We start from the raw sequence: 22,122 nt of genomic DNA, 5'->3' as shown, positions 1-22,122 counted from the left end.
GCCGACTTTGTTCGGCGGTTTTTTATTTTTTGATGCACTTTCTTTTGACGAAGAGGGCTCTCATTCGGTACAATCAAGAAAGGCTCTTTGAAGCAGAATAGGAGGCAGACCTCATGAAAGGTATTACCGAGGCACTCCGCAGCGGAACGCGACTTACAGAAGACTATGTCTGTTCAAGGGATGCTGCGCGTGGCCTTTACCAATATGACATTCGCTGGGAATCGGGGCTTCATACGCGTGCCGAGTGGCTAGACCAATCGGAGAACACACGTATTCCTCGTCAACATCTGGCAGAGTATCTACGTATATATAATAAACGTGTGAACGATCATGGTGCAGTCCATGAATCCATCACACGTCTCGCGGAACAAGAAGCGTTGGTTGTTACGGGAGGACAGCAAAGCGGCCTGCTTACAGGTCCGTTGTTTGTAATTTATAAAGCAGCAAGTGTAGTTGCAGCTGCGCGGGAAGCGGAGAACAGGCTACAACGGCCGGTCGTTCCCGTTTTTTGGATTGCAGGCGAAGACCATGACTGGGATGAAGTGAACCACACATGCTTGCCTGACGCCAACGGTGACATGATGAAGATCAAGTTACAAGGGCGGTTTGCAGGCAGGGATTCTGTGAGTTATGTCCATGTGGAAACAGAACAATGGATGACCGTGCTGAAGCAGGTGGAGCATCTGTTACCAGATACGGCGCACAAACCTGGTTTGATGAAGCTGGTTACGGAAATTCATCAGTCGAGTTCGAATCTGAGTGATGCGTTTGCTCGGTTAATCTCAGCATTGTTTGGCAGCAGTGGACTTATTCTGATGGATGCTGCAGATCCAGACTTGCGCAGGCTTGAGCAGCCTGTATTTGAGCGTTTGATTCGTGAAAATGGGACATTACGCCAAGCATATGCACAAGGTGCCTCCGCATTGGAACAAGCCGGATATGCCATGCCAGCTGAAGTCGCGGAAGATGGGGCCAATCTGTTTTACATACATGAAGGGGCACGGTTGCTTCTGATGTTGAAAGACGGCTTGTACAGCGACCGTAAAGGTCTGGTTTCATTTACAGAAGAGCGACTGCTTCAGGAACTGGCTGAACATCCCGAGCGGTTTAGCAACAATGTATTGACCCGGCCATTGATGCAAGATTCCATTTTACCTGTAGCGGCTGTTATCTTAGGTCAAGGTGAGATCGCGTACTGGGGATTGACACGTGAAGCGTTTGGCCGGTTTGGGCTGCAGATGCCTATCTTGCTTCCACGTCTGTCCTTTACCATTTTGGAAGATGTTCATCACAAACATATGAAGCAGTACGGTCTTTCTTTCCAGGACGTTCAATATCATATGGAAGATAAGAAGGAACAATGGCTGGCACAGCAGGAGACCTTCCAGGTCGATGAACAATTCGAGCGCGTTCAGCAAGCATTTGCCGATCTATATCGTCCATTACTTGATCAGATCACAGAGATCCATCCTGGTCTGGACCGAATTGGAGATACCAATGTAGGTAAGATCAGCGAACAGATGCAATATCTGCAACAGCAGACCCACAAAGCCATCAAAGATAAACACAATGTGAGTCTAAGACACTGGAACGGGATGCAAAACTCACTCTTTCCCATGAACAAACCACAGGAACGAGTACATAACGTACTCTTTTACCTGAACCGTTATGGAACCGAGTGGATCGGACAACTGATTGAAAGTCAGAACGAATTCCGTGGACAACACCAAGTGATCACATTGTAGTGCCGTTTTATAATAGAAGGAATAGATAATCGAGGAGGATGAGGAATGACTACCCCTGCATTGCAAAACAGTATCGTTAAGGATATGGGACTCGCTTCGGAAGGTCATCTGAAAATTGATTGGGTAGAAGCACATATGCCGGTGTTAAACCGCATTCGTCGCCAATTTGAACAGGATCTTCCGTTTAAAGGTTTGAAAGTAGCCATTTGCCTTCACCTTGAGGCCAAAACAGCTTACCTGGCGAAAGTCATTCAAGCTGGTGGTGCAGAAGTGACGATTACACACAGCAACCCATTGTCAACACAGGACGATGTTTGTGCTGCTCTGGTGGAAGACGGCGTTACTGTGTATGCCAAACATAATCCGGACCCTGTTGAGTTCAAAGAACTGCAACTTCGTGCACTTGAAGTGAAACCTGATCTGATCATTGATGACGGTGGAGACTTTGCCACTATCATTGCATCTGAACGTCCTGACCTAGCTGCCACCATTCGTGGTGGAGCAGAGGAAACGACAACGGGCATCATTCGTTTGAAAGCTTTGGCGAAAGAAGGACAATTGCGTTTCCCAATGGTTGCAGTCAATGACGCTTATTGCAAATACTTGTTTGATAACCGTTACGGTACAGGTCAGTCTGCATTCGATGGTATCATCCGTACAACTAATCTGGTCGTTGCAGGAAAGAACGTAGTTGTAGTGGGTTATGGATGGTGTGGTAAAGGTGTAGCGATGCGTGCCAAAGGGCTCGGAGCAAATGTCATCGTAACTGAAATTGATCCTATTAAAGCCGTAGAAGCACATATGGACGGATTCCGTGTCATGACGATGGTAGAAGCTGCAAAATTGGGTGATTTCTTCATCGCTGTTACCGGCAATAAAGATGTGATTACTGGAGAGCATTACGATGTGATGAAGGATGGAGCAATTCTTAGCAATGCGGGTCACTTTGACGTGGAAGTAAACAAACCTGAACTTGCTAAACGTTCCGATTCGATTCGTACCGTACGCCGCAACATTGAAGAATATCGCTTCAAAGATGGCCGTAAGATGTATTTGCTGGCTGAAGGACGCCTCGTAAACCTGGGTGCAGCCGATGGACACCCTGCTGAGATTATGGATACAACGTTTGCATTGCAAGCGCTGGGTCTGCGTTATGTGAGCGAGAACTATGCGGAACTGGGTAAAACCGTTGTTAATGTACCTTATGACATTGACCAACAGGTTGCCAGTTACAAACTAGAAAGCTTGAATATTGCCATCGACTCTTTGTCCGCCGAGCAGGAAAAATATCTGGACAGCTGGAAATTCTAAGAGGCATCCATTAATTACAAGCTGATTAAGTGCTTCAAAGGGTTTAAAATGGTTTATTAATGATATGGCTCATATGCGGGTGTACGTGCGATTGCCCGTAAACGGGAAACGTCTTTGATCCTGAGTGACAGGATCAAAGACGTTTTTTTGCGGTTGGAAATTAAAAAAAAGTAAAGCCCGTAAGAAGGGTTTTGATTTTTTTGTGCGAATCTATTATGCTTAGGTGGTGGAAAGTGGGGCAAAGTGGGAGAAACGGGTGAGGAGTGAGTGGGCCAATGTTTATGGGGGAGTTCCAACATAGCATTGATGACAAGGGTCGGGTTATTATTCCGGCTAAATTCCGCGAATCTCTGGGACCGTCTTTCGTTGTCACACGGGGTTTGGACCAGTGTCTTTTCGTGTACCCCATGGAGGAGTGGGGGGTCATGGAACAGAAGCTCAAAGCACTGCCGTTGATGAAATCCGATGCACGTGCGTTTACCCGGTTTTTTTTCTCGGGTGCCACCGAATGTGAATTGGACAAACAGGGCAGGGTAAATTTGCCGGGCAATCTTAGAGAGTATGCCAAGCTGGACAAGGATTGCGTTGTTCTTGGCGTGTCGAACCGGGTGGAGATTTGGAGCAAAGGCATATGGGAGAGTTATTTCAATCAATCCGAAGAAGCATTCAACGACATTGCCGAAAAGCTGGTCGATTTTAATTTTGATCTATAAAGTCAGGAGGGGTGCAGGTTGTTTCACCACATAACCGTACTCAAAGAAGAGGCAACAGAGGGATTAAACATCAAGCAGGACGGTATATACGTGGACTGCACTTTAGGCGGTGGCGGACATAGCTCCGTGATTGCATCCAAGCTCGGTCCAGGGGGACGTCTGATCGCACTGGATCAGGATGATTGGGCTTTGGATAACGCGCGTGAAAAATTGGCTCCATATGGAGAGCGGATTACATTGGTGAAAACCAATTTCCGTGATCTCGAACAGGTACTGAAAGAACTGGATGTACCGATGAAAGATGGCGTGCCACAGGTAGATGGCATTTTGTACGATTTGGGGGTATCATCGCCGCAATTTGACGAAGGAGAACGTGGATTTAGCTACAATCACGATGCTCCGTTGGATATGCGTATGGATCAGGACGCATCCCTTACCGCCAAAGAGATTGTTAACGAATGGCCGGAAGAGGAGATTGCCCGCATTTTGTATCGCTATGGTGAAGAGAAATTCTCTAGACGAATTGCGCGTGTCATTATTGAAAAGAGGAAGCAATCCACTATTGAGACTACTGGCGAACTGGTGGAATTGATCAAAGAAGGGATTCCGGCGGCGGCTCGTCGTACCGGAGGACATCCTGCAAAACGCAGCTTCCAGGCATTGCGAATTGCGGTTAATGATGAGCTGGGCGCGTTCGAAGAAGCGTTACATCAGGCCGTTCGGTGCTTGGCACCAGGCGGACGTGTATCTGTTATTACTTTTCACTCACTTGAGGACCGAATTTGCAAACAGATTTTTAGCAGTTATCTGGAGAAATGTACATGCCCTCCCGATTTTCCGTTGTGTGTTTGCGGCGGTAAGGGTACCATGCGTTTAGTGAACAGAAAGCCGCTGATTCCAACGGAAACGGAACTGGCCGAAAACTCCCGTGCTCGTTCAGCGAAGCTGCGCGTAGCCGAGAAACTGTAAATCAAGAGCGGAGGAGAGAGTCGGAGTATGGCATATACACGTGGTAATCTGGCAGTGAAAGAAAAAGCGTCCCAAGAACGTGTGGCCCAGCAGCGGTACAAGGAAACTACCAAAGTGGTGACCCGTCGTACCGGTCTTCCGGCACGCGAGAAATTTTTGTATCTGATTACTCTGGTTGCAGTCATTGTTGTGGGTGGTGTAATGATGTCGCGTTACGCTCACATCTATGATCTGAATAAGCAGGCACAGACGACGTTGTCTGATGTGAGAGACGCAGAGAAAACGATTGCAGATCTGCAAGTGGAGAAAGAAAAACTGAACAATCTGGTCATCGAGAATGCTCGCAAACTTGGTTATGTTGAGGCTTCCGGTAAGGATGTCATTTTTGTACCTCGCTCAACAAGTGCAACGAACTCGACAGGTACTGAATCGTCCTCGGATACAGCAAATAAGTAGAACATTTTGTATCAATCCATACAAAGTGCTGAAGCAAAAGAGGTGTACCGATGGTAAAAAGAATAAAGATGCGCACGCTGCTTATAGGGGGATGTATTACCCTCTTTTTTCTTGTATTAATAACCCGCATATTCTTTATTCAGGTTGTTAATGGCGGTATTTGGCAGGAGCGAGCAGCTGGTTTGGTCGAACGTGAACAAACCATCAAGGCCAGTCGCGGGACAATCACAGACCGCAATGGTAACATCCTGGCCACAGATGCACCTGCTTACACGGTATCTGTAAACCCGGAGATGATTAATAAACTTGGGATTGAAGATGTGGTTATTAACAAATTATCTAGTTTATTGGGTAAAAGCGAGAGTGAAATGCGCGCACTTGTAACAGCCAAAAAGAAAGATGGGACATTCTTTCAACAACGTGAAGTGCGCAGTGAAGGGTATAAAATTAGCCCTGAACTCGCTGCTAAAGTAGACGAATTTCGCGAAAAACTTCAGGATGACTACAAGGCTAAAAACGCGATTGTCATGACACAGGAGTCGAAGCGATTTTATCCGGAAGAAACGCTCGCCTCTCATTTGCTGGGTTATATGAGCCGTGATGGCAAGGCTGTTAACGGACTTGAGGTCTCGTATGATGAACAGCTTACAGGTACAGATGGTTATCTGAACTATCAGAAGGATGCCAAAGGGTACAAGCTGCCTGATTCCCAGGACAACTACCTTCCACCGCAGAATGGAAGTAACTTGAAACTGACGATTGATGATACAATTCAGTACTACATCGAAGATGCAATGAAAGAAGCGGTAGCCCAGTACAATCCACTGAGCATGACTGTCATTGCAGCAGATCCTAACACGATGGAAATCTTAGGAATGGCCAATTGGCCGACCTTTAATCCTAATACGTATGCGGAAACGCCGGATCAGAAGAATTTTATCAATCATGCGATACAATCCATCTATGAACCAGGGTCTACTTTTAAAATTGTTACTCTGGCGGGTGCGGTTGAAGAGAAGCTGTTTGATCCGAATGCTACGTTTGAATCCAAGCGAGTCTATATCGGTGGCTACCCAATCAGTGATAACGGTCACGCCTATGGCCGGATTTCCTACTTGGAAGGTGTCAAACGTTCAAGTAACATTGCGTTCGTTAATCTGGGCTATAACATGCTTGGCGGTGAACGTTTGCGTCATTACATAGACCAATTCGGTTTTGGTAAAAAGACGGGCATTGATCTGCCGAGTGAATCGGCTTCACCAATCAAGCCGCTGGTTTATAAATCGGAAATTGCCACAGCAGCATATGGTCATGGTCTCGTACAGGTAACGCCAATCCAGCAGGTAGCAGCCATTTCGGCCATTGCCAACGGCGGCAAACTTATGGAACCGCATCTGGTAAAGGAAATTATTAACCCGAATGACGGTACATCAGAAGTAATCAAGCCGAAGGTCGTTCGTCAGGTCATTTCCAAGGAATCTTCCAAACTGGTGAGTGGGTATCTGGAACAGGTTGTAGCCGACCAAACGATTGGTACAGGGCGCAATGCTTATATCGAAGGATACCGTGTGGCTGGTAAAACGGGTACGGCAAGAAAAGTTGTGAATGGGACATACAGTAAATCCAAAGACGTCGTTTCGTTTATCGGATTTGCACCTGTAAATAATCCCAAAATCGCGATGTTAATTGTGATTGACCAGCCTGACGGTGCCAATATTGGCGGCGGTACTGCAGCTGCTCCGGTATTCAAGAAGATTGTGAGCCAGACCCTTCAATACATGGGAGTTCCCAAAGATACAGTAAAGACCACTGACAAAAAGTCAAAAACAACGCCGGTCGTTCAAGCTAAAGCTCCTGATCTGTCAGGTAAGACAGCCAAACAGGCTAGAAGCCAACTTTTGAACGCAGGAATTGCCTATGAGACGCTTGGTCAGGGTGAAAATGTCATTCGCCAGTATCCTGTGGCGGGTGCAGCCATGAATCCTGGCCAACGAATCTACCTTTTGACCGAAGAGAGCAGCAAAATGAAGATCCCTGATCTGACTGGCGAATCTCTACGAGATGCACTTGAAGTGCTCTCCCTCATGAAAGTGGGCGTAACCGTTAAAGGTGAAGGATATGTGGTGAAGCAAACGGAGCAGGTGGCAGGCGAACAGAGAACGGTTGAGCTTGTGCTGCAGACGGCCAAAGCGGCAGTTACCGGTATAGCAGATGAAGCTCCTGAGTCTTCTGATCCAGCATTAGGGGACGAGACTAACAATCAGGGAGCAGCTGATGGAACGGGGAACACCGAAGAAACGGGCAAAACGGATACTACAAATCCACCTTCAAATGAGACAAAATCGTCTGGTAACACTTCGGACGGGGCTTCCCTTCCATAGAGATCACAGACAGCTTGTTCTAACCCCCGGTTGTCCTGAATATTCATGAATTGAACACAATCATGATTTTGGGACGAGTGGGGGGATCTTTTCGTGAAGGGGTCAAGCGTAAATCTGCGGCGTAGGTTGTTATGGAGTTTAGTGATTTTAGTTCTGTTATTCTCAGCCTTGGTAATCAGGCTTGCTTATGTACAGTTAGGGAAAGGACCGGAACTCTCTGCGAAAGCGGAAGAGTCTTGGCGGCGGAATATTCCTTATTCAGCCAAACGGGGAGAGATCCTGGATCGAAATGGAACCTCTCTCGCCTACAATATAACCACACCAACCATTATGGCGATTCCTGCCCAGGTCAAGGAAGCGGAGACAACAGCAAGAGCACTGGCTCCTTTGCTGGGGATGACCGAAGAGAAAGTGCTGGCAACCATCAAGAAAAGAGAACTAATTGTACGACTACAACCCGGTGGCCGCAAAATTACGATGGAGAAAGCTCAGCACATCCGTGATTTGAAGCTTCCGGGTATCGTTGTTGCTGAGGATAATAAACGCTTTTATCCTTATGATGATCTGGCGGCTCATATTCTTGGTTTTACGGGTATTGATAATCAGGGCTTAACGGGTGTAGAGAAAAAGTATGATGATAAGCTGAACGGTTTGAATGGCAGTGTGTCCTACTTGTCCGATGCGGCCGGAAGGCTAATGCCGGGCTCATCTGAGAAGTATGTGGAACCAAAGGATGGTCTGAACCTGAAGCTGACTATTGATAAATCGATTCAGTCCATCATGGAACGCGAGCTGGATCAGGCTATGGTCAAGTTCCAGGCCAACTCGGCGCTTGCTATTGCCATGAACCCTAAGACGGGTGAAATCCTTGGCATGGCCAGTAGACCCGGATACGAACCAGCCGATTATCAGCAATATCCGGCCGATGTATACAACCGGAATTTACCGATCTGGATGACGTACGAACCGGGTTCAACGTTTAAAATTATTACGCTCGCAGCAGCACTTGAAGAGAAAAAAGTAAATCTGACGCAGGATCAGTTCTATGATCCCGGATTTGTTGAAGTTGGAGGCGCTCGCCTGCGTTGCTGGAAAAAGGGCGGCCATGGAAGTCAGACCTTCCTCCAAGTCGTGGAGAACTCCTGCAACCCTGGATTTGTTGCACTGGGTCAGAGGCTGGGCAAAGAATCATTATTCTCCTATATTAAAGACTTCGGTTTTGGCACCAAAACAGGCATAGATCTGAGTGGTGAGGCCAGCGGGATTCTGTTCAAACTGTCACGGGTCGGTCCTGTGGAGCTTGCGACCACTGCTTTTGGTCAGGGGGTATCCGTTACGCCGATTCAGCAAGTAGCGGCTGTGTCAGCAGCTATTAATGGTGGTAAACTATACAAGCCATATGTTACAAAGGCTTGGGTTCATCCCGAAACGGGTGAAGTGATGGAAGAGGCCAAGCCGGAACTGGTTCGTCAAGTCATCTCGGAAGATACGTCCAAGCAAGTACGTGAAGCACTTGAGAGTGTCGTCGCCAAGGGTACGGGACGTCCGGCGTTTATTGATGGATACCGGGTTGGCGGAAAAACGGGTACGGCCCAGAAGGTAATCAATGGACGTTACTCCTCTACCGAGCATATTGTATCCTTTATCGGTTTTGCTCCAGCGGATGATCCGCAGATTGTTGTGTATACTGCGGTGGATAACCCGAAAGGGATTCAGTTCGGCGGCGTGGTTGCCGCACCGATCGTACAGAACATTCTGGAGGATGCGCTGCATTATATGAATGTTCCGGTTCGAAAGGATCAGGTAGCCAAAGTATACAAGTATGGAGAAACCAAAATCGTGACGGTTCCCGATCTGACAGGAGCTACGGTCGAAGACCTGTATGAGGATCTGAATATGAACTTTATGCTGGCCAAATCCGGCAGTGGGAAATATGTCATTAACCAGGCTCCAAAACCAGGAGCACGGGTTGATCAGGGTTCTACTATACGCATCTATATGGGTGATGTTCTGAATGATATTCATGATCATACCAAGGAGGAAGGACAAGAGCCCTGATGGGGCTCTTGATCCCCACCGCAACAAAATGCACTGAGTTGCGTTTCATTAATTGGCTGTGTTTACGATATTAATGATTACAGAGAACTGTTGAAATTGAAGTAAACTTGGAAAAAGTGAGGTTATTCATGTGCTTTTAAAACAACTTTCATCAATGCTAACAACCGCCCGTGTCATTGGCGAGCCAAATACAGAATGTCAAAACCTACAGACAGATTCTCGCCAGGTACAACCGGGAGATCTGTTTATCTGTCTTCCAGGACATACGGTTGACGGACATAACTATGCTGAGAAGGCTGTAAACGCTGGAGCTGTCGCTCTGGTTGTGGAACGAGAGCTGGATCTGCCTGTTCCGCAGTTGCTGGTAAAAGACAGCCGTTTCGCCATGGCTGTACTGGCAGATTCCTTTTTTGACTCACCAAGCCGTAAGATGAATATGATTGGTGTAACGGGAACCAACGGAAAAACAACGACTACCTATTTAATTGAAAAAATCATGAGTGACTTTGGTCAAAAAACAGGATTAATCGGGACCATTCAAATGCGCTATGACGGGCGCACATACCCGATGTCAGGTACTACACCGGAAGCACTTGATCTACAGCGCAGTCTGAATGATATGGTTCAAGCAGGCACGGACTGTTGTGTTATGGAAGTTTCATCCCACGCTTTGGAGCAAGGTCGGGTGAAGGGGACGGAATTCCGTACGGCTGTATTTACCAATTTGACGCAGGATCATCTGGATTACCATCATTCCATGGAAGAATATCGTGGAGCGAAAGGACTGTTCTTTGCACGGTTGGGTAACGGATATACCGAGGATGCTTCCAAGCGCAAATTTGCAGTAATCAACGCAGATGATCCCGCTGCAGCTTACTTTATATCTGTAACGGCAGCTGAAGTCATTACATACGGCATGGAGGAAAATGCGGATGTACGCGCATCCCAGATTTCAATTACCTCGCAGGGGACTTCTTTCCATGTAGACACATTCAGAGGCAGCACTGATATTCGTTTACGCATGGTAGGCAAATTCAATGTGTATAACGCAATGGCTGCCATCGCTGCTGCTCTGGTTGAAGACATTCCGCTGGAGGAGATCAAACGTAGTTTGGAAACGGTACCCGGCGTAGATGGACGTGTTGAGGCTGTTGACGAAGGACAGTCTTTTGCAGTCATTGTTGACTATGCTCATACCCCAGATGGCCTGGAGAACGTATTGCGGACGGTGAAGGAATTTGCTGAAGGCCGTGTGATCTGCGTATTTGGATGTGGTGGTGACCGAGATCGCACGAAGCGGCCTCTAATGGGCAAAATTGCTGCGAAGTATAGCGATATCGTATTTGTTACTTCCGACAATCCACGGACAGAAGATCCCGATCTGATTCTCAAGGATATTGAACAGGGCTTGATTGAAGATGCCATTCAACCTGACTGTTATACGATGATTGTGGATCGGCGCCAGGCGATTCATGAAGCTATTGAAATGGCAAGCCCTGCCGATGTAGTATTGATTGCGGGCAAGGGGCATGAGACCTATCAAATCATCGGCACAACCAAGACGGACTTTGACGATCGGATCATAGCGAAAGAAGCGATAAGGGGCAAATCCAATTGATAAAAAGAACATTGGCACAATTGGCCGAGATGTGTGGAGGAACACTAACTGACATTGCTGCTTATGGTGATGTTGGTGTTGAAGGTGTATTTACAGATTCGCGTAAGCCCATTCAAGGCAGTCTCTTTATCCCGCTTGTTGGCGAAAGGTTTGACGGACATGAATTTGTGCAAACCTGTGTAGAGAAGGGCGCTGCCGGAGCTTTATGGCAAAAGGATCATGGAGCTGCACCTCAAGGTGCTGTGATTATTGTGGAGGATACCCTGGTTGCATTGCAGGAGCTTGCGTCCTCCTATTTAAAAGAAAACAAGGCCTCCGTTGTAGGCATTACAGGCAGCAATGGTAAAACAACAACAAAGGACATTGTGGATGCCATTCTGTCTACCACGTTCAAAGTGCATAAGACCCAAGGCAATTTCAATAATCATATTGGTTTGCCGCTTACCGTACTTAGCATGGAACCAGACACTGAGATCGTAATTCTGGAGATGGGCATGAGCGGCCGAGGAGAGATTGAAGAATTATCTTTAATTGCCCAGCCGGATGTCGCAATCATCACGAATATTGGTGAATCCCATCTACTTCAACTGGGATCTCGATTGGAGATTGCTCGGGCAAAAGTTGAAATTGCTGCTGGCATGAAACCAGGTGGATTGCTGATATACAACGGCGACGAACCGTTGATTGAGCAGGTTCTGGCGGAGCCAGCGACTAAGCTGCCTGAAGGACTTCAACGGTATACATTTGGCTTGCAGACGGATAACGATGATTATCCTACTGGAATTATGAATGCACAGAGTGGGGTTGCGTTTACAACCAAGCAGTCTGGAGAGGATGCTCTTACACTGCCATTATTGGGGACACATAATGTGGTCAACTGTCTTGCTGCATTAGCGGTTGCCCGTCATTTTGGAGTGGCTGCTGAACAGATTGTAGCAGGACTGTCACGTTTGAAATTAACCGGCATGCGCATCGAGATTATTAACGGGGTCAGTGGTTTGACCATGCTCAATGATGCTTACAACGCTAGTCCAACCTCCATGAAAGCCGCTGTGGATGTGCTGGAGGGCCTTAAGGGGTATCGGATCAAAGTTGCCGTGCTCGGTGATATGCTGGAACTGGGGCCTCAGGAGCATGAGCTCCATCGGGGAATCGGTGAATATATTACACCCGACAAAATGAATATGGTGCTGGCTTATGGCCCTTTATCTGCGAGTATCGCAGAAGGAGCAAGACAAAACATGCCAGCAGAAGCCGTACACACTTTTGAGAGCAAGGAAGAATTGACCCGATATCTACTGGAGAATCTCCAATCCAGAGATGTTGTCTTGTTTAAGGCCTCCCGAGGCATGAAGCTTGAGGATGTGGTCGAAGCGCTAAAAATAGCTCCATTACAGAATAGAGTAGACTAGAGGGGTGAACCCATGGATTTTCAGGTATTACTGTTAACAATCGGTGTTTCATTTATTTTGGCGGTGATTGCTGCACCGCTCTTGATTCCATTGCTGCGTCGAATGAAGTTCGGACAGCAGGTTCGGGAAGATGGGCCACAGAGCCATCTGAAAAAAAGCGGAACACCTACAATGGGCGGAGTAGTTATTTTACTCGCGTTCACATTGGCCTTTTTGAAATTTTCAGCGGTCAAAAATACGGACTTTTACGTCCTGCTGGTGGCTACACTCGGCTTCGGTCTGATTGGTTTCCTGGATGACTACATCAAGATTGTATTCAAACGTTCACTGGGGCTGACGGCTAGACAAAAGATGATTGGTCAGTTGTTTTTCAGTGCAGTGATGTGCTATTTGCTTATCCAGAATGGACACAGCACAGCCATATCGATTCCAGGTACATCAGTCTCCTTCGACTGGACGGGATGGTTCTACTATCCGTTTGTGGTATTCATGATGCTTGCCATCACGAATGCAGTTAACTTTACCGATGGTCTGGACGGCTTGCTGTCCGGCGTGAGCGCCATCGCATTTGGGGCATTTGCCATTGTGGCGATGCAGGCAACATCCATGCCAGCAGCGGTATGTGCGGCGGCGATGATTGGTGCGGTACTTGGATTCCTGGTATACAACGCACACCCGGCCAAAGTGTTTATGGGAGATACAGGCTCACTCGGAATTGGTGGTGCGATTGGTGCCGTCGCCATTGTGACGAAGACAGAACTTCTTTTTGTCATCATTGGCGGTATTTTCGTCATCGAAATCCTGTCCGTTATCATTCAAGTAGTATCTTTCAAAACTCGTGGCAAACGCGTATTCAAAATGAGCCCGATTCATCATCACTTTGAACTGAGTGGCTGGTCGGAATGGCGAGTTGTCATTACTTTTTGGGCGGTAGGTGCCGTTTTGGCCGCTCTCGGACTTTATCTCAACAAGGGGTTGTAAACAATGAATCATCCTGAATCATATCGTGGACAACAAGTGGTCGTGCTTGGACTGGCCAAAAGCGGCGTGCAGGTCGCCAAAGTACTGGATCGTGCCGGCGCAATCGTTACAGTTAATGATAAAAAAGAGAGAGAACAGTGTCCCGAAGCATCCGAATTGGAGGCTTTGGGAATTTCTGTTGTATGCGGGGGACATCCGGACGATCTGATTCATAGTGATGTGAAGCTTGTAGTCAAAAATCCGGGCATTCCTTATCAGGCACCTCCTGTGCAACAGGCACTTGCCTTAGGCATAGAAGTGGTGACTGAGGTGGAGGTAGCTTACCATCTATGCGCTGCGCCTATGATCGGGATCACGGGCTCTAACGGGAAAACAACCACAACAACGTGGGTAGGCAACATGTTGGAGCTTGCCGGTTTGAAACCAATCGTTGCCGGTAATATTGGAACGCCATTGTGTGAGGCGGCAGAGCAGGCTTCTGCGGATAACTGGATGGTGGTGGAGCTTAGCAGTTTCCAACTGAAAGGCACATCCGATTTCCGTCCACGCATTGCAAGTTTGCTAAACGTGGCGGAGACTCATTTGGATTACCATGGGGACATGGATGATTATGTGGCTTCCAAAGCCAAATTGTTCTCCAACCAGCAACCGGAGGATGTAGCTATCCTGAACTGGGATGACCCGGTATGTCGCGGACTGGTTCCTTATATTAAAGCAAGACTGCTCCCATTCTCGCTGACAGAGAAGCTTGAAGCAGGGGTATATGCCGATCCTCCATACGTGGATGGGGAAGAGGATGATGTGAAGCGCCAGGTAATCTATGCAGACGGTGAGGGCAACCATCATGTCATTATTGATGTGGAAGACATCGGAATACCAGGACGATTTAATGTGGGAAATGCCTTGGCAGCAGTAGCTATTGCTGTATCCGCTGGAGCCGATCCATCTGTGCTTGCTGCGCCTCTGGCTGACTTCAAGGGGGTTGAACACCGTCTTGAATATGTACTTGAACATAATGGAGCGGGCTATTACAACAATTCCAAAGCGACCAACTCCAAAGCAACCGTAATGGCGCTGAACTCCTTCAAGGAACCGGTCGTGCTCATTGCCGGAGGACTGGATCGTGGTTCAGACATGATGGAATTGCTGCCATTATTCCAGGAGCGCGTGAAAGCTGTGGTTGCTCTTGGAGAGACACGAGAGAAAATTGCCAAGGTCGCGGAACTGGCGGGATTAAAGCAAATTAAGGTCGTCGATAATGAGGAGGACGCTGCTCGGACGTTAACCGCTGCCGTGCAGGAAGCTTCACAGTTTGCAGCTCCAGGTGATGTGGTCTTGTTATCACCGGCGTGTGCAAGCTGGGACATGTTTCCTTCCTATGAAGAGCGGGGACGCATTTTTAAAGAGGCGGCGCATAACTTGTAAGTAGGGGGGTGGAAAAGCCCCTACTTCCATGCAAGGGGTGGCCTCCTGATGAAACAGACGCGACCGGCGCCGGATTTCTGGCTCCTAATTTGTATTCTGGCATTGCTTGCCATCGGCATTATTATGGTATACAGTGCGGGCTCGGTGCTTGCTTTTCATGACTACGGTGATTCATTTTACTTTGTCAAAAGACAGCTGCTGTTCGCCGGACTTGGACTTGCTGCCATGTTTGTTACGGCAAATGTGGACTACCGGGTCTGGAGAAAGTATGCAAAGCCTATACTGGTTGCCTGTTTTATAATGCTGATTGCGGTGCTGATTCCTGGCATCGGAGTGGTTCGGGGAGGGGCACGAAGCTGGTTGGGCATTGGCTCGTTCGGCATACAACCTTCAGAATTCATGAAACTGGGTATGATCCTGTTTCTCGCTCACTGGTTAAGCAAGGAACCTGGCAAAATCAAAACGTTCACGACGGGGCTTCTGCCACCGCTCGGCTTGATTGGTTTGGCCTTTGGTATTATTATGCTTCAGCCCGATTTGGGGACAGGCACCGTGATGATGGGTGCATCGATGCTGATTATTTTCACAGCAGGAGCACGGATGAAACATCTATCACTGCTTGCCCTCGGCGGTATAGCAGGGTTTGCCGGACTGATTGCGGCAGCTCCCTACAGATTGCAGCGAATAACGGCTTTTTTGGACCCGTGGTCTGATCCACTTGGTGCCGGATATCAGATTATTCAATCTTTATATGCGATCGGCCCTGGAGGACTTGCGGGCTTGGGGCTGGGTATGAGTCGACAAAAATACAGCTACGTACCCGAGCCACAAACGGATTTTATTTTTTCCATTTTGGCAGAAGAGCTAGGCTTCATTGGTGGAATGATTGTATTATTGCTGTTTCTGGTCCTGGTGTGGAGAGGGATGCGCGTAGCGATGACGGTACCGGATGCTTTTGGCAGCCTTCTGGGTGTAGGCATTGTGGGTATGGTGGCTGTGCAGGTCATTATCAACATTGGTGTCGTGATCGGGCTTATGCCGGTTACGGGGATTACGCTCCCGCTCATCAGCTATGGCGGTTCATCTCTGACCTTGATGTTGACAGCGCTAGGCATATTATTGAACTTATCCCGTTATGCGAGGTGAATGTACGATGCGAGTCGTTCTAAGCGGCGGCGGTACCGGTGGGCATATCTATCCGGCCGTTGCTATAGCAAGGCAATGTGAGGCGGAGAATCCCGACTCGACATTTTTATATATCGGTGGTACCCGTGGACTGGAAAGTAAACTGGTGCCACAAGAGAATATTCCGTTTCAATCGATTGACATTACAGGTTTTCGCCGGAAATTGTCCTTTGACAACGTGAAGACTGTGATGAGATTTCTGCAAGGTGTTCGCAAAGCCAAGAAAATGCTCAAGGAATTCAAACCCGATGTTGTCATCGGTACGGGGGGCTATGTGTGTGGGCCTGTCGTATATGCAGCAGCCAAACTTGGTATTCCAAGTGTCATTCATGAACAGAATGCCATTCCCGGGTTAACTAACAAGTTCCTTACCCGGTATGTGGACACGGTAGCTGTTAGTTTTGAGGGTTCGGAGAAAGCATTCTCTGGAGCCAAAAGGGTTGTGTATACCGGCAATCCAAGGGCTACAACGGTAGCTCAAGCTAGCCGTGATCGTGGTTTTGCGACACTGGGTGTACCGATGGACAGCCGAGTTGTTCTTGTGGTTGGTGGTAGCCGTGGTGCGAAAGCAATCAATAAAGCCATGGTGGATATGGCACCGATGCTGGCCAAGCTTGAAGATGTGCACGTGGTCTACGTGACTGGTGATTCTTATTTTGATGAAACGCGTGAAGCGATTCGCAGTTCCCTTGGAACGATGCCAAATCATCTGCATGTGCTGCCCTACGTACACAACATGCCTGAGGTTCTTGCATGCACGTCGCTGATTGTAAATCGTGCTGGGGCATCATTCCTTGCCGAGATTACATCTCTGGGTATTCCATCCATTCTGATTCCGTCACCTAACGTGACGAATAATCATCAGGAGGCGAATGCTCGTACACTTGAGGGCGGTGGTGCATCGCTTACGATGCTGGAGAAGGATCTGACAGGCCAGGCGCTATATAAAGCGATTGCTGGAATTATGAATGACGAAGCGGCGCGCAAAAGGATGGCGGAAGCCTCCAGGGAACTGGGGAAACCTGATGCAGCCGAGGTGCTTGTGAGCGAGATTCGGCGTCTTGCTGCAGGGCGTTAAAGTGCGTTTTGGGCGATTGTCACACACACGGCGGGACTGACATAAGATACCCTATAAATCGTGACAATCGTTCCATGGCGCCGCAACACGGCTTGCAGCAACGAAAACTGCCGTGCTCATCGGTTTTGAAGTAAAGGAGGATGTTAATATGCAGCAGTGGATATCGTTACTATCCCAGAACAATGTCGGCAAAGTTCTTGAAAACGAGCCGCTAGCCAAATACACCACATGGAAGATCGGCGGTCCTGCAGATGCGCTGGTCATACCGGAAAACAAGGAGCAGATGATCAATCTCATTCAATTGCTGCACAAGCATCAGATCCCATGGATGCAGCTTGGACGGGGTTCAAACATGTTGGTGTCTGACAAGGGAATACGCGGAGTTGTCGTGAAACCGGGAGAAGGCTTTGATTATGCCGAATTTCACGAGGGCGGGGTAACTGCCGGAGCGGCACATTCCTTTGTTAAACTCAGTGTTGTTGCTGCAAAGAAAGAGTGGACCGGTTTGGAATTTGGTAGCGGCATCCCCGGAACGGTCGGCGGAGCCGTATATATGAATGCTGGTGCCCATGGATCGGATGTGTCACGGATATTTCAATCCGCTGAGATTGTACTGGAGACAGGGGAATTGGTACGTTACAGCAAGGAGGACATGGAATTTGCCTATCGCCACTCTGTTCTTCATGACCGGAGAGGTATCGTGCTGGAGGCTACATTTGCACTCCAGCAGGGAGAACGCAAAGTCATTTCGGAATCGATGGCCGCTTATAAAGACCGTAGACGCCGTACACAGCCACTGCAGATGGCGTGTGCTGGCAGCGTGTTCCGGAATCCACCTGGTGATCATGCCGCCCGCCTGATTGAAGCAGCGGGGCTAAAGGGTATGACTCAAGGAGGCGCACAGGTATCCACCATGCATGCCAATTTCATTGTCAATACAGGCCAAGCAACAGCAGAGGACGTTATCACCCTAATGCAGCAGATTCAGAACACTATATCATCTCAAAACGGTATTAACCTGGTACCGGAAGTCTTCGTAGTGGGTGAACGGTAAACCCCGGAGGTGATACATTGGACAAATTGGTGATTGAAGGCGGGAAACCCCTCTCAGGATCCATACGCATCCATGGAGCAAAAAATGCCGCTTTACCGATTATGGCCGCAAGTTTGTTGGCAGACGGAGAAGTTACGCTGCACAACGTTCCACACTTGCTGGACATTGAAGTGATGCTGTATATCCTGGAACGACTTGGATGCACGTGTCGGCATGAACAGGGAACAGTGACGATAGATACATCGTCCATCCGGTCATATGATGTGCCTGAGGATCTCATGAAGCAGATGCGTTCTTCCATTTTTTTAATGGGACCATTACTGGCTAAGTTTGGGCAAGTATCCGTGTACCAGCCAGGTGGCTGTGCCATTGGGGAACGTAAAATTGATCTTCACCTTCGGGGCCTTGAGACGCTCGGAGCTTCGATTGAAGAGCTGGATCAGCAGATCATATGCCGCGGGCGCAAGCTGGTGGGTACAGACATTCATCTGGATTTCCCCAGTGTAGGAGCCACAGAAAATATTATGATGGCTGCTGTTACGGCTGAGGGTACAACAACGATATTTAATGCAGCCAGAGAACCTGAGATACAGGATTTGCAACATTTTCTGAATGCAATGGGTGCACGGATTATCGGTGCTGGAACGGATACGATCACCATTAATGGTGTGGAGAAACTCAAGCCTTGTTCTTACGAAATTATACCTGATCGGATCGTTGCAGGAACGGTGATGATTGCAGCCGCAGCAACGAGAGGGAATGTAACGCTTACACACTGCAATCCGGCTCATCTTACTTCCCTTATACATGTGTTGAAGCGTACTGGTGTTCAAATCACAGTCTGCAATGATATAATGACGGTGAGCTGTATGAGCCGTCCCAAATCAGTAGACCGCATTGTGACTTCTCCGTATCCTTCATTTCCAACAGACCTGCAGTCGCAAATTATGGTGCTGCTCAGTCTGGCAGACGGTTTCAGTGTGATGAAGGAAACGGTATTCGAGGGTCGGTTCAAACATGTGGATGAGCTGAATGTCATGGGAGCCGATATTTCGGTAGACATGAATGCAGCATTTATCCGTGGCGTTCCCCGTTTGTACGGGGCTACAGTGGAAGCAACCGATCTGCGTGCAGGTGCAGCACTAGTCATTGCTGGCCTTGCTGCCCAGGGAAAAACGGTTGTGGAGCAAGTACATCATATTGATAGAGGGTACGATCGTATCGAGAAGCTCTTTCAGAGTCTTGGAGCTTCGGTTGAGCGACAGTCCCCCGTTTCGAAGCAGCTGGATTTTGCCAATTAACGTCCTTTGAGTCCCCTTCTTAAGGGAAGGGGGCCGGAGGCTTTGTGGAGCGCGACCTATGCCTAAAAGTCAAATTCCGGTTCTGAAGAAGAATCGGCCCAAACGAAACACAAGCCGTAAAATCGTATTTATTCTTTTACTTCTTTTTATTGTATTACTTGCTGTACTTTTTTTTCGTTCTTCGATGAGTCGGATTTCGGCAATTGAGATTACGGGTAATGTATACACAACAACTTCGGAACTGCTGGAGAAAAGCGGTCTGAAGGAGGGCGAACAGTTTTTTGGGACAACCTCTGCTGATGTGATTGAGCGACTGAAAACGATCAAGGCTATATCAACCGTAACTGTGGATAAACAATTTCCGGGTACTATTCTTATCAAGGTGCAGGAATATCCAACGGTTGCGTATGAACTTGGTTCTGACGGTACGCTAAAAGCCATACTGGCAAGCGGGACAAGCTTAACGGTTCCTGCCACCATTGGCGTTGCGGTTGAGAAACCGATTTTGACCCAGTGGAAGGCGGACGATCCGCTCAAGGCCAAGCTGAGTGAAGCGTTGGCCAAGATCCCGAATGAACTAACGACGGATATTTCAGAGATTATTCCGAATCCTACACCTTCATTCCCGGATCAGATTCGGATGTATACCAAGTCACAGTTTGAAGTGATTACAACTGTTTCTCTATTGTCCGATAAGGTAGAGTATCTTAACCAGGTCATTGAGACGGAACGGCCAGGGAAAATCACGATGCTAGAGGCTGATACGTACGTGCCTTTCATTCCGGATAACCCGGAAGAAGATGCTGAACCAGGAGCAACTCCCTGATTTCCGCCTTTATTCGGTAGAGAAGTATTCAAAACCAGGCGGGATCGGGGTTTAGCCCCTTTTATCCAATGAAAGTTGTTCTTTCTGAGACGAAGAAAAAATGATACACTTGAACTTATGGCACTTGAGTTGCCTCCTTCTTTTTTCTTCAAGGTTTTATGTCTCGCAACCAGATCTTGGCACCCAAAAAAATTGTAGAAAAAAGAGGGAAAGCCTAAAGTGTGTTGAATATATTTTAAGAGTGTTTAAACCCGAACGTATTTTACTATTTGGAGTCAGGAGGTGCCACAGACTTGAGCAACAATGACATCATTGTTAGTTTGGACATCGGTACATCCAAAATTCGCGCTATTATTGGGGAAATGAATAATGGAACCTTTAATATTATTGGAGTTGGATCTGCCGACTCGGAGGGAATTCGCAAAGGTGTAATCGTAGATATCGATCAGACGGTGCAATCGATCCGTAATGCAGTGGATCATGCAGAACGTATGGTAGGTATTCAAATATCCGAAGTATATGTTGGAATCTCGGGAAATCATATCGGACTGATGAGCAGTCACGGTGTCGTGGCAGTATCTAACGAGGATCGTGAAATCGGAGAAGAAGACATGGAGCGGGTGTTGAAAGCAGCCGAAGTGATTGCGGTTCCACCGGAACGGGAAATTATTGATGTTGTAGCCAAGCAGTATGTTGTAGATGGCTTGGAGGGCATACAGGACCCCCGTGGTATGATTGGTGTTCGTCTGGAAGTAGAGGCGACCATCATTACGGGTGCAAAAACCGCGATACATAATCTTTTGCGCTGCGTGGAAAAAGCGGGTCTGAAAGTAAGTGATTTGGTACTCATGTCACTTGGAGCAGGTCAGCTGGCATTGTCCAAGGATGAAAAAACGATGGGTTCCGTGCTTGTTGATATCGGAGCAGGGGCTACAACCATCGCCATCTTCGAAGAAGACAGTCTCGTTGCAACTTCAACGCTACCTATTGGTGGGGAGTTTGTAACGAATGATATTGCCTATGGTCTGCGCACATTAACAGATCAAGCCGAAAAGGTAAAATTGAAATATGGCTGCGCATGGCTGGATGATGCTGCTGCGGATGTCATGTTCAAAGTAACACGGATCGGCAGCAACGTAGACAAGGAATTCTCTCAAGAGGATCTGGCGGCTATTATCGAACCGAGGGTTCAAGAAATATTCCAGATGATTTCTCAAGAAGTGAAGCGTCTTGGTTACAATGATCTTCCTGGAGGTTATATACTAACGGGAGGTACGGTCTCTATGCCGGGTGTTCTGCAGGTAGCTCAGCATGAGCTTGCTGCTTCGGTACGAGTTGCGGTGCCGGATTATATCGGTGTGCGTGACCCTGGCTTCACGAGCGGAGTCGGCATTTTGCACAGTGTAATCCGCAGTTTGCGTATTCGTCCCTCGATCAACAACGGCGGTGGAAATAACAACAACAATAATAACAACAAAAAACCGACCAACCGTCCTAAGCCGAATGCGGCCCAGGAATCGGAGCAAAAACCAGGTCTGTTCGAACGGCTGAAAAATATGTTCAGCGAATTTATATAACAGGTTGAATCCATTTCATACAATTCTTGAAG

17 protein-coding genes are annotated in these 22,122 nt (G+C 47.9%); all 17 read left to right on the top strand.

What is annotated here, in order from left to right; translation table 11 throughout:
* Positions 1–113: 113 nt before the first annotated feature.
* The 17 genes from bshC (at position 114) to ftsA (ending at position 22,090) form a co-directional block, all read left to right on the top strand.
* Positions 114–1,745, top strand: coding sequence for a bacillithiol biosynthesis cysteine-adding enzyme BshC (gene bshC, locus BLS14_RS18965; protein ID WP_090953443.1), 1,632 nt, complete (start codon positions 114–116; stop codon positions 1,743–1,745).
* A 45-nt stretch (positions 1,746–1,790) separates the two neighbouring features.
* The gene (locus BLS14_RS18960) at positions 1,791–3,056 is read left to right on the top strand and encodes an adenosylhomocysteinase (protein WP_063566994.1); all 1,266 of its coding nucleotides are present in this window, start codon (positions 1,791–1,793) and stop codon (positions 3,054–3,056) included.
* Positions 3,057–3,331: 275 nt separating this feature from the next.
* Positions 3,332–3,769, top strand: coding sequence for a division/cell wall cluster transcriptional repressor MraZ (mraZ, locus tag BLS14_RS18955; protein WP_017687291.1), 438 nt, complete (start codon positions 3,332–3,334; stop codon positions 3,767–3,769).
* An 18-nt stretch (positions 3,770–3,787) separates the two neighbouring features.
* Positions 3,788–4,738 carry a 16S rRNA (cytosine(1402)-N(4))-methyltransferase RsmH gene (rsmH, locus tag BLS14_RS18950; protein ID WP_063566992.1) on the top strand — a complete coding sequence of 317 codons (951 nt, stop codon included), beginning with the start codon at positions 3,788–3,790 and terminating at the stop codon, positions 4,736–4,738.
* Positions 4,739–4,765: 27 nt separating this feature from the next.
* A complete protein-coding gene (locus BLS14_RS18945; RefSeq protein WP_063566991.1) occupies positions 4,766–5,194 on the top strand; it encodes a hypothetical protein in 429 nt (142 codons plus the stop codon).
* Positions 5,195–5,244: 50 nt separating this feature from the next.
* Entirely contained in the window at positions 5,245–7,575 is a 2,331-nt protein-coding gene (locus tag BLS14_RS18940; RefSeq protein ID WP_090809942.1) for a penicillin-binding transpeptidase domain-containing protein, read from the top strand.
* Between the two features lie 93 nt (positions 7,576–7,668).
* Positions 7,669–9,633, top strand: coding sequence for a stage V sporulation protein D (locus BLS14_RS18935; RefSeq protein WP_090953441.1), 1,965 nt, complete (start codon positions 7,669–7,671; stop codon positions 9,631–9,633).
* Positions 9,634–9,763: 130 nt separating this feature from the next.
* Complete coding sequence (locus BLS14_RS18930) at positions 9,764–11,251, top strand: UDP-N-acetylmuramoyl-L-alanyl-D-glutamate--2,6-diaminopimelate ligase (RefSeq protein WP_090953439.1); 1,488 nt, start codon at positions 9,764–9,766, stop codon at positions 11,249–11,251.
* Positions 11,251–12,663 (top strand): UDP-N-acetylmuramoyl-tripeptide--D-alanyl-D-alanine ligase, encoded by a 1,413-nt coding sequence (gene murF / locus BLS14_RS18925; RefSeq protein WP_090953852.1) that lies wholly within the window; start codon positions 11,251–11,253, stop codon positions 12,661–12,663. The genes BLS14_RS18930 and murF overlap by 1 nt, the downstream gene beginning before the upstream one ends.
* 12 nt (positions 12,664–12,675) lie before the next feature.
* Positions 12,676–13,644: a phospho-N-acetylmuramoyl-pentapeptide-transferase gene (gene mraY, locus BLS14_RS18920; RefSeq protein WP_064636441.1), complete on the top strand. Its 969-nt coding sequence runs from the start codon at positions 12,676–12,678 to the stop codon at positions 13,642–13,644.
* Positions 13,645–13,647: 3 nt separating this feature from the next.
* Positions 13,648–15,069, top strand: coding sequence for a UDP-N-acetylmuramoyl-L-alanine--D-glutamate ligase (gene murD / locus BLS14_RS18915; protein ID WP_072734483.1), 1,422 nt, complete (start codon positions 13,648–13,650; stop codon positions 15,067–15,069).
* A 48-nt stretch (positions 15,070–15,117) separates the two neighbouring features.
* The gene (spoVE, locus tag BLS14_RS18910) at positions 15,118–16,215 is read left to right on the top strand and encodes a stage V sporulation protein E (protein ID WP_090953437.1); all 1,098 of its coding nucleotides are present in this window, start codon (positions 15,118–15,120) and stop codon (positions 16,213–16,215) included.
* A 7-nt stretch (positions 16,216–16,222) separates the two neighbouring features.
* Positions 16,223–17,332, top strand: coding sequence for an undecaprenyldiphospho-muramoylpentapeptide beta-N-acetylglucosaminyltransferase (gene murG, locus BLS14_RS18905; RefSeq protein ID WP_063566985.1), 1,110 nt, complete (start codon positions 16,223–16,225; stop codon positions 17,330–17,332).
* Positions 17,333–17,480: 148 nt separating this feature from the next.
* Positions 17,481–18,386: a UDP-N-acetylmuramate dehydrogenase gene (murB, locus tag BLS14_RS18900; RefSeq protein ID WP_063566984.1), complete on the top strand. Its 906-nt coding sequence runs from the start codon at positions 17,481–17,483 to the stop codon at positions 18,384–18,386.
* A gap of 17 nt (positions 18,387–18,403) precedes the next feature.
* On the top strand, positions 18,404–19,687 hold the full coding sequence (gene murA / locus BLS14_RS18895) for a UDP-N-acetylglucosamine 1-carboxyvinyltransferase (RefSeq protein WP_063566983.1): 1,284 nt from the start codon (positions 18,404–18,406) through the stop codon (positions 19,685–19,687).
* A gap of 58 nt (positions 19,688–19,745) precedes the next feature.
* Positions 19,746–20,513, top strand: coding sequence for a cell division protein FtsQ/DivIB (locus BLS14_RS18890; protein WP_063566982.1), 768 nt, complete (start codon positions 19,746–19,748; stop codon positions 20,511–20,513).
* 293 nt (positions 20,514–20,806) lie between these two features.
* Positions 20,807–22,090, top strand: a complete 1,284-nt coding sequence (ftsA, locus tag BLS14_RS18885; protein WP_063566981.1) for a cell division protein FtsA — start codon at positions 20,807–20,809, stop codon at positions 22,088–22,090.
* The last annotated feature ends 32 nt before the right edge of the window (positions 22,091–22,122 follow it).

Origin of the sequence: Paenibacillus sp. OK060 (assembly GCF_900101205.1) — a bacterium.
GTDB lineage: Bacteria > Bacillota > Bacilli > Paenibacillales > Paenibacillaceae > Paenibacillus > Paenibacillus marchantiae.
Note: the sequence above shows the minus strand (reverse complement) of the source record. Positions and strands in the feature narration are given on the sequence as shown.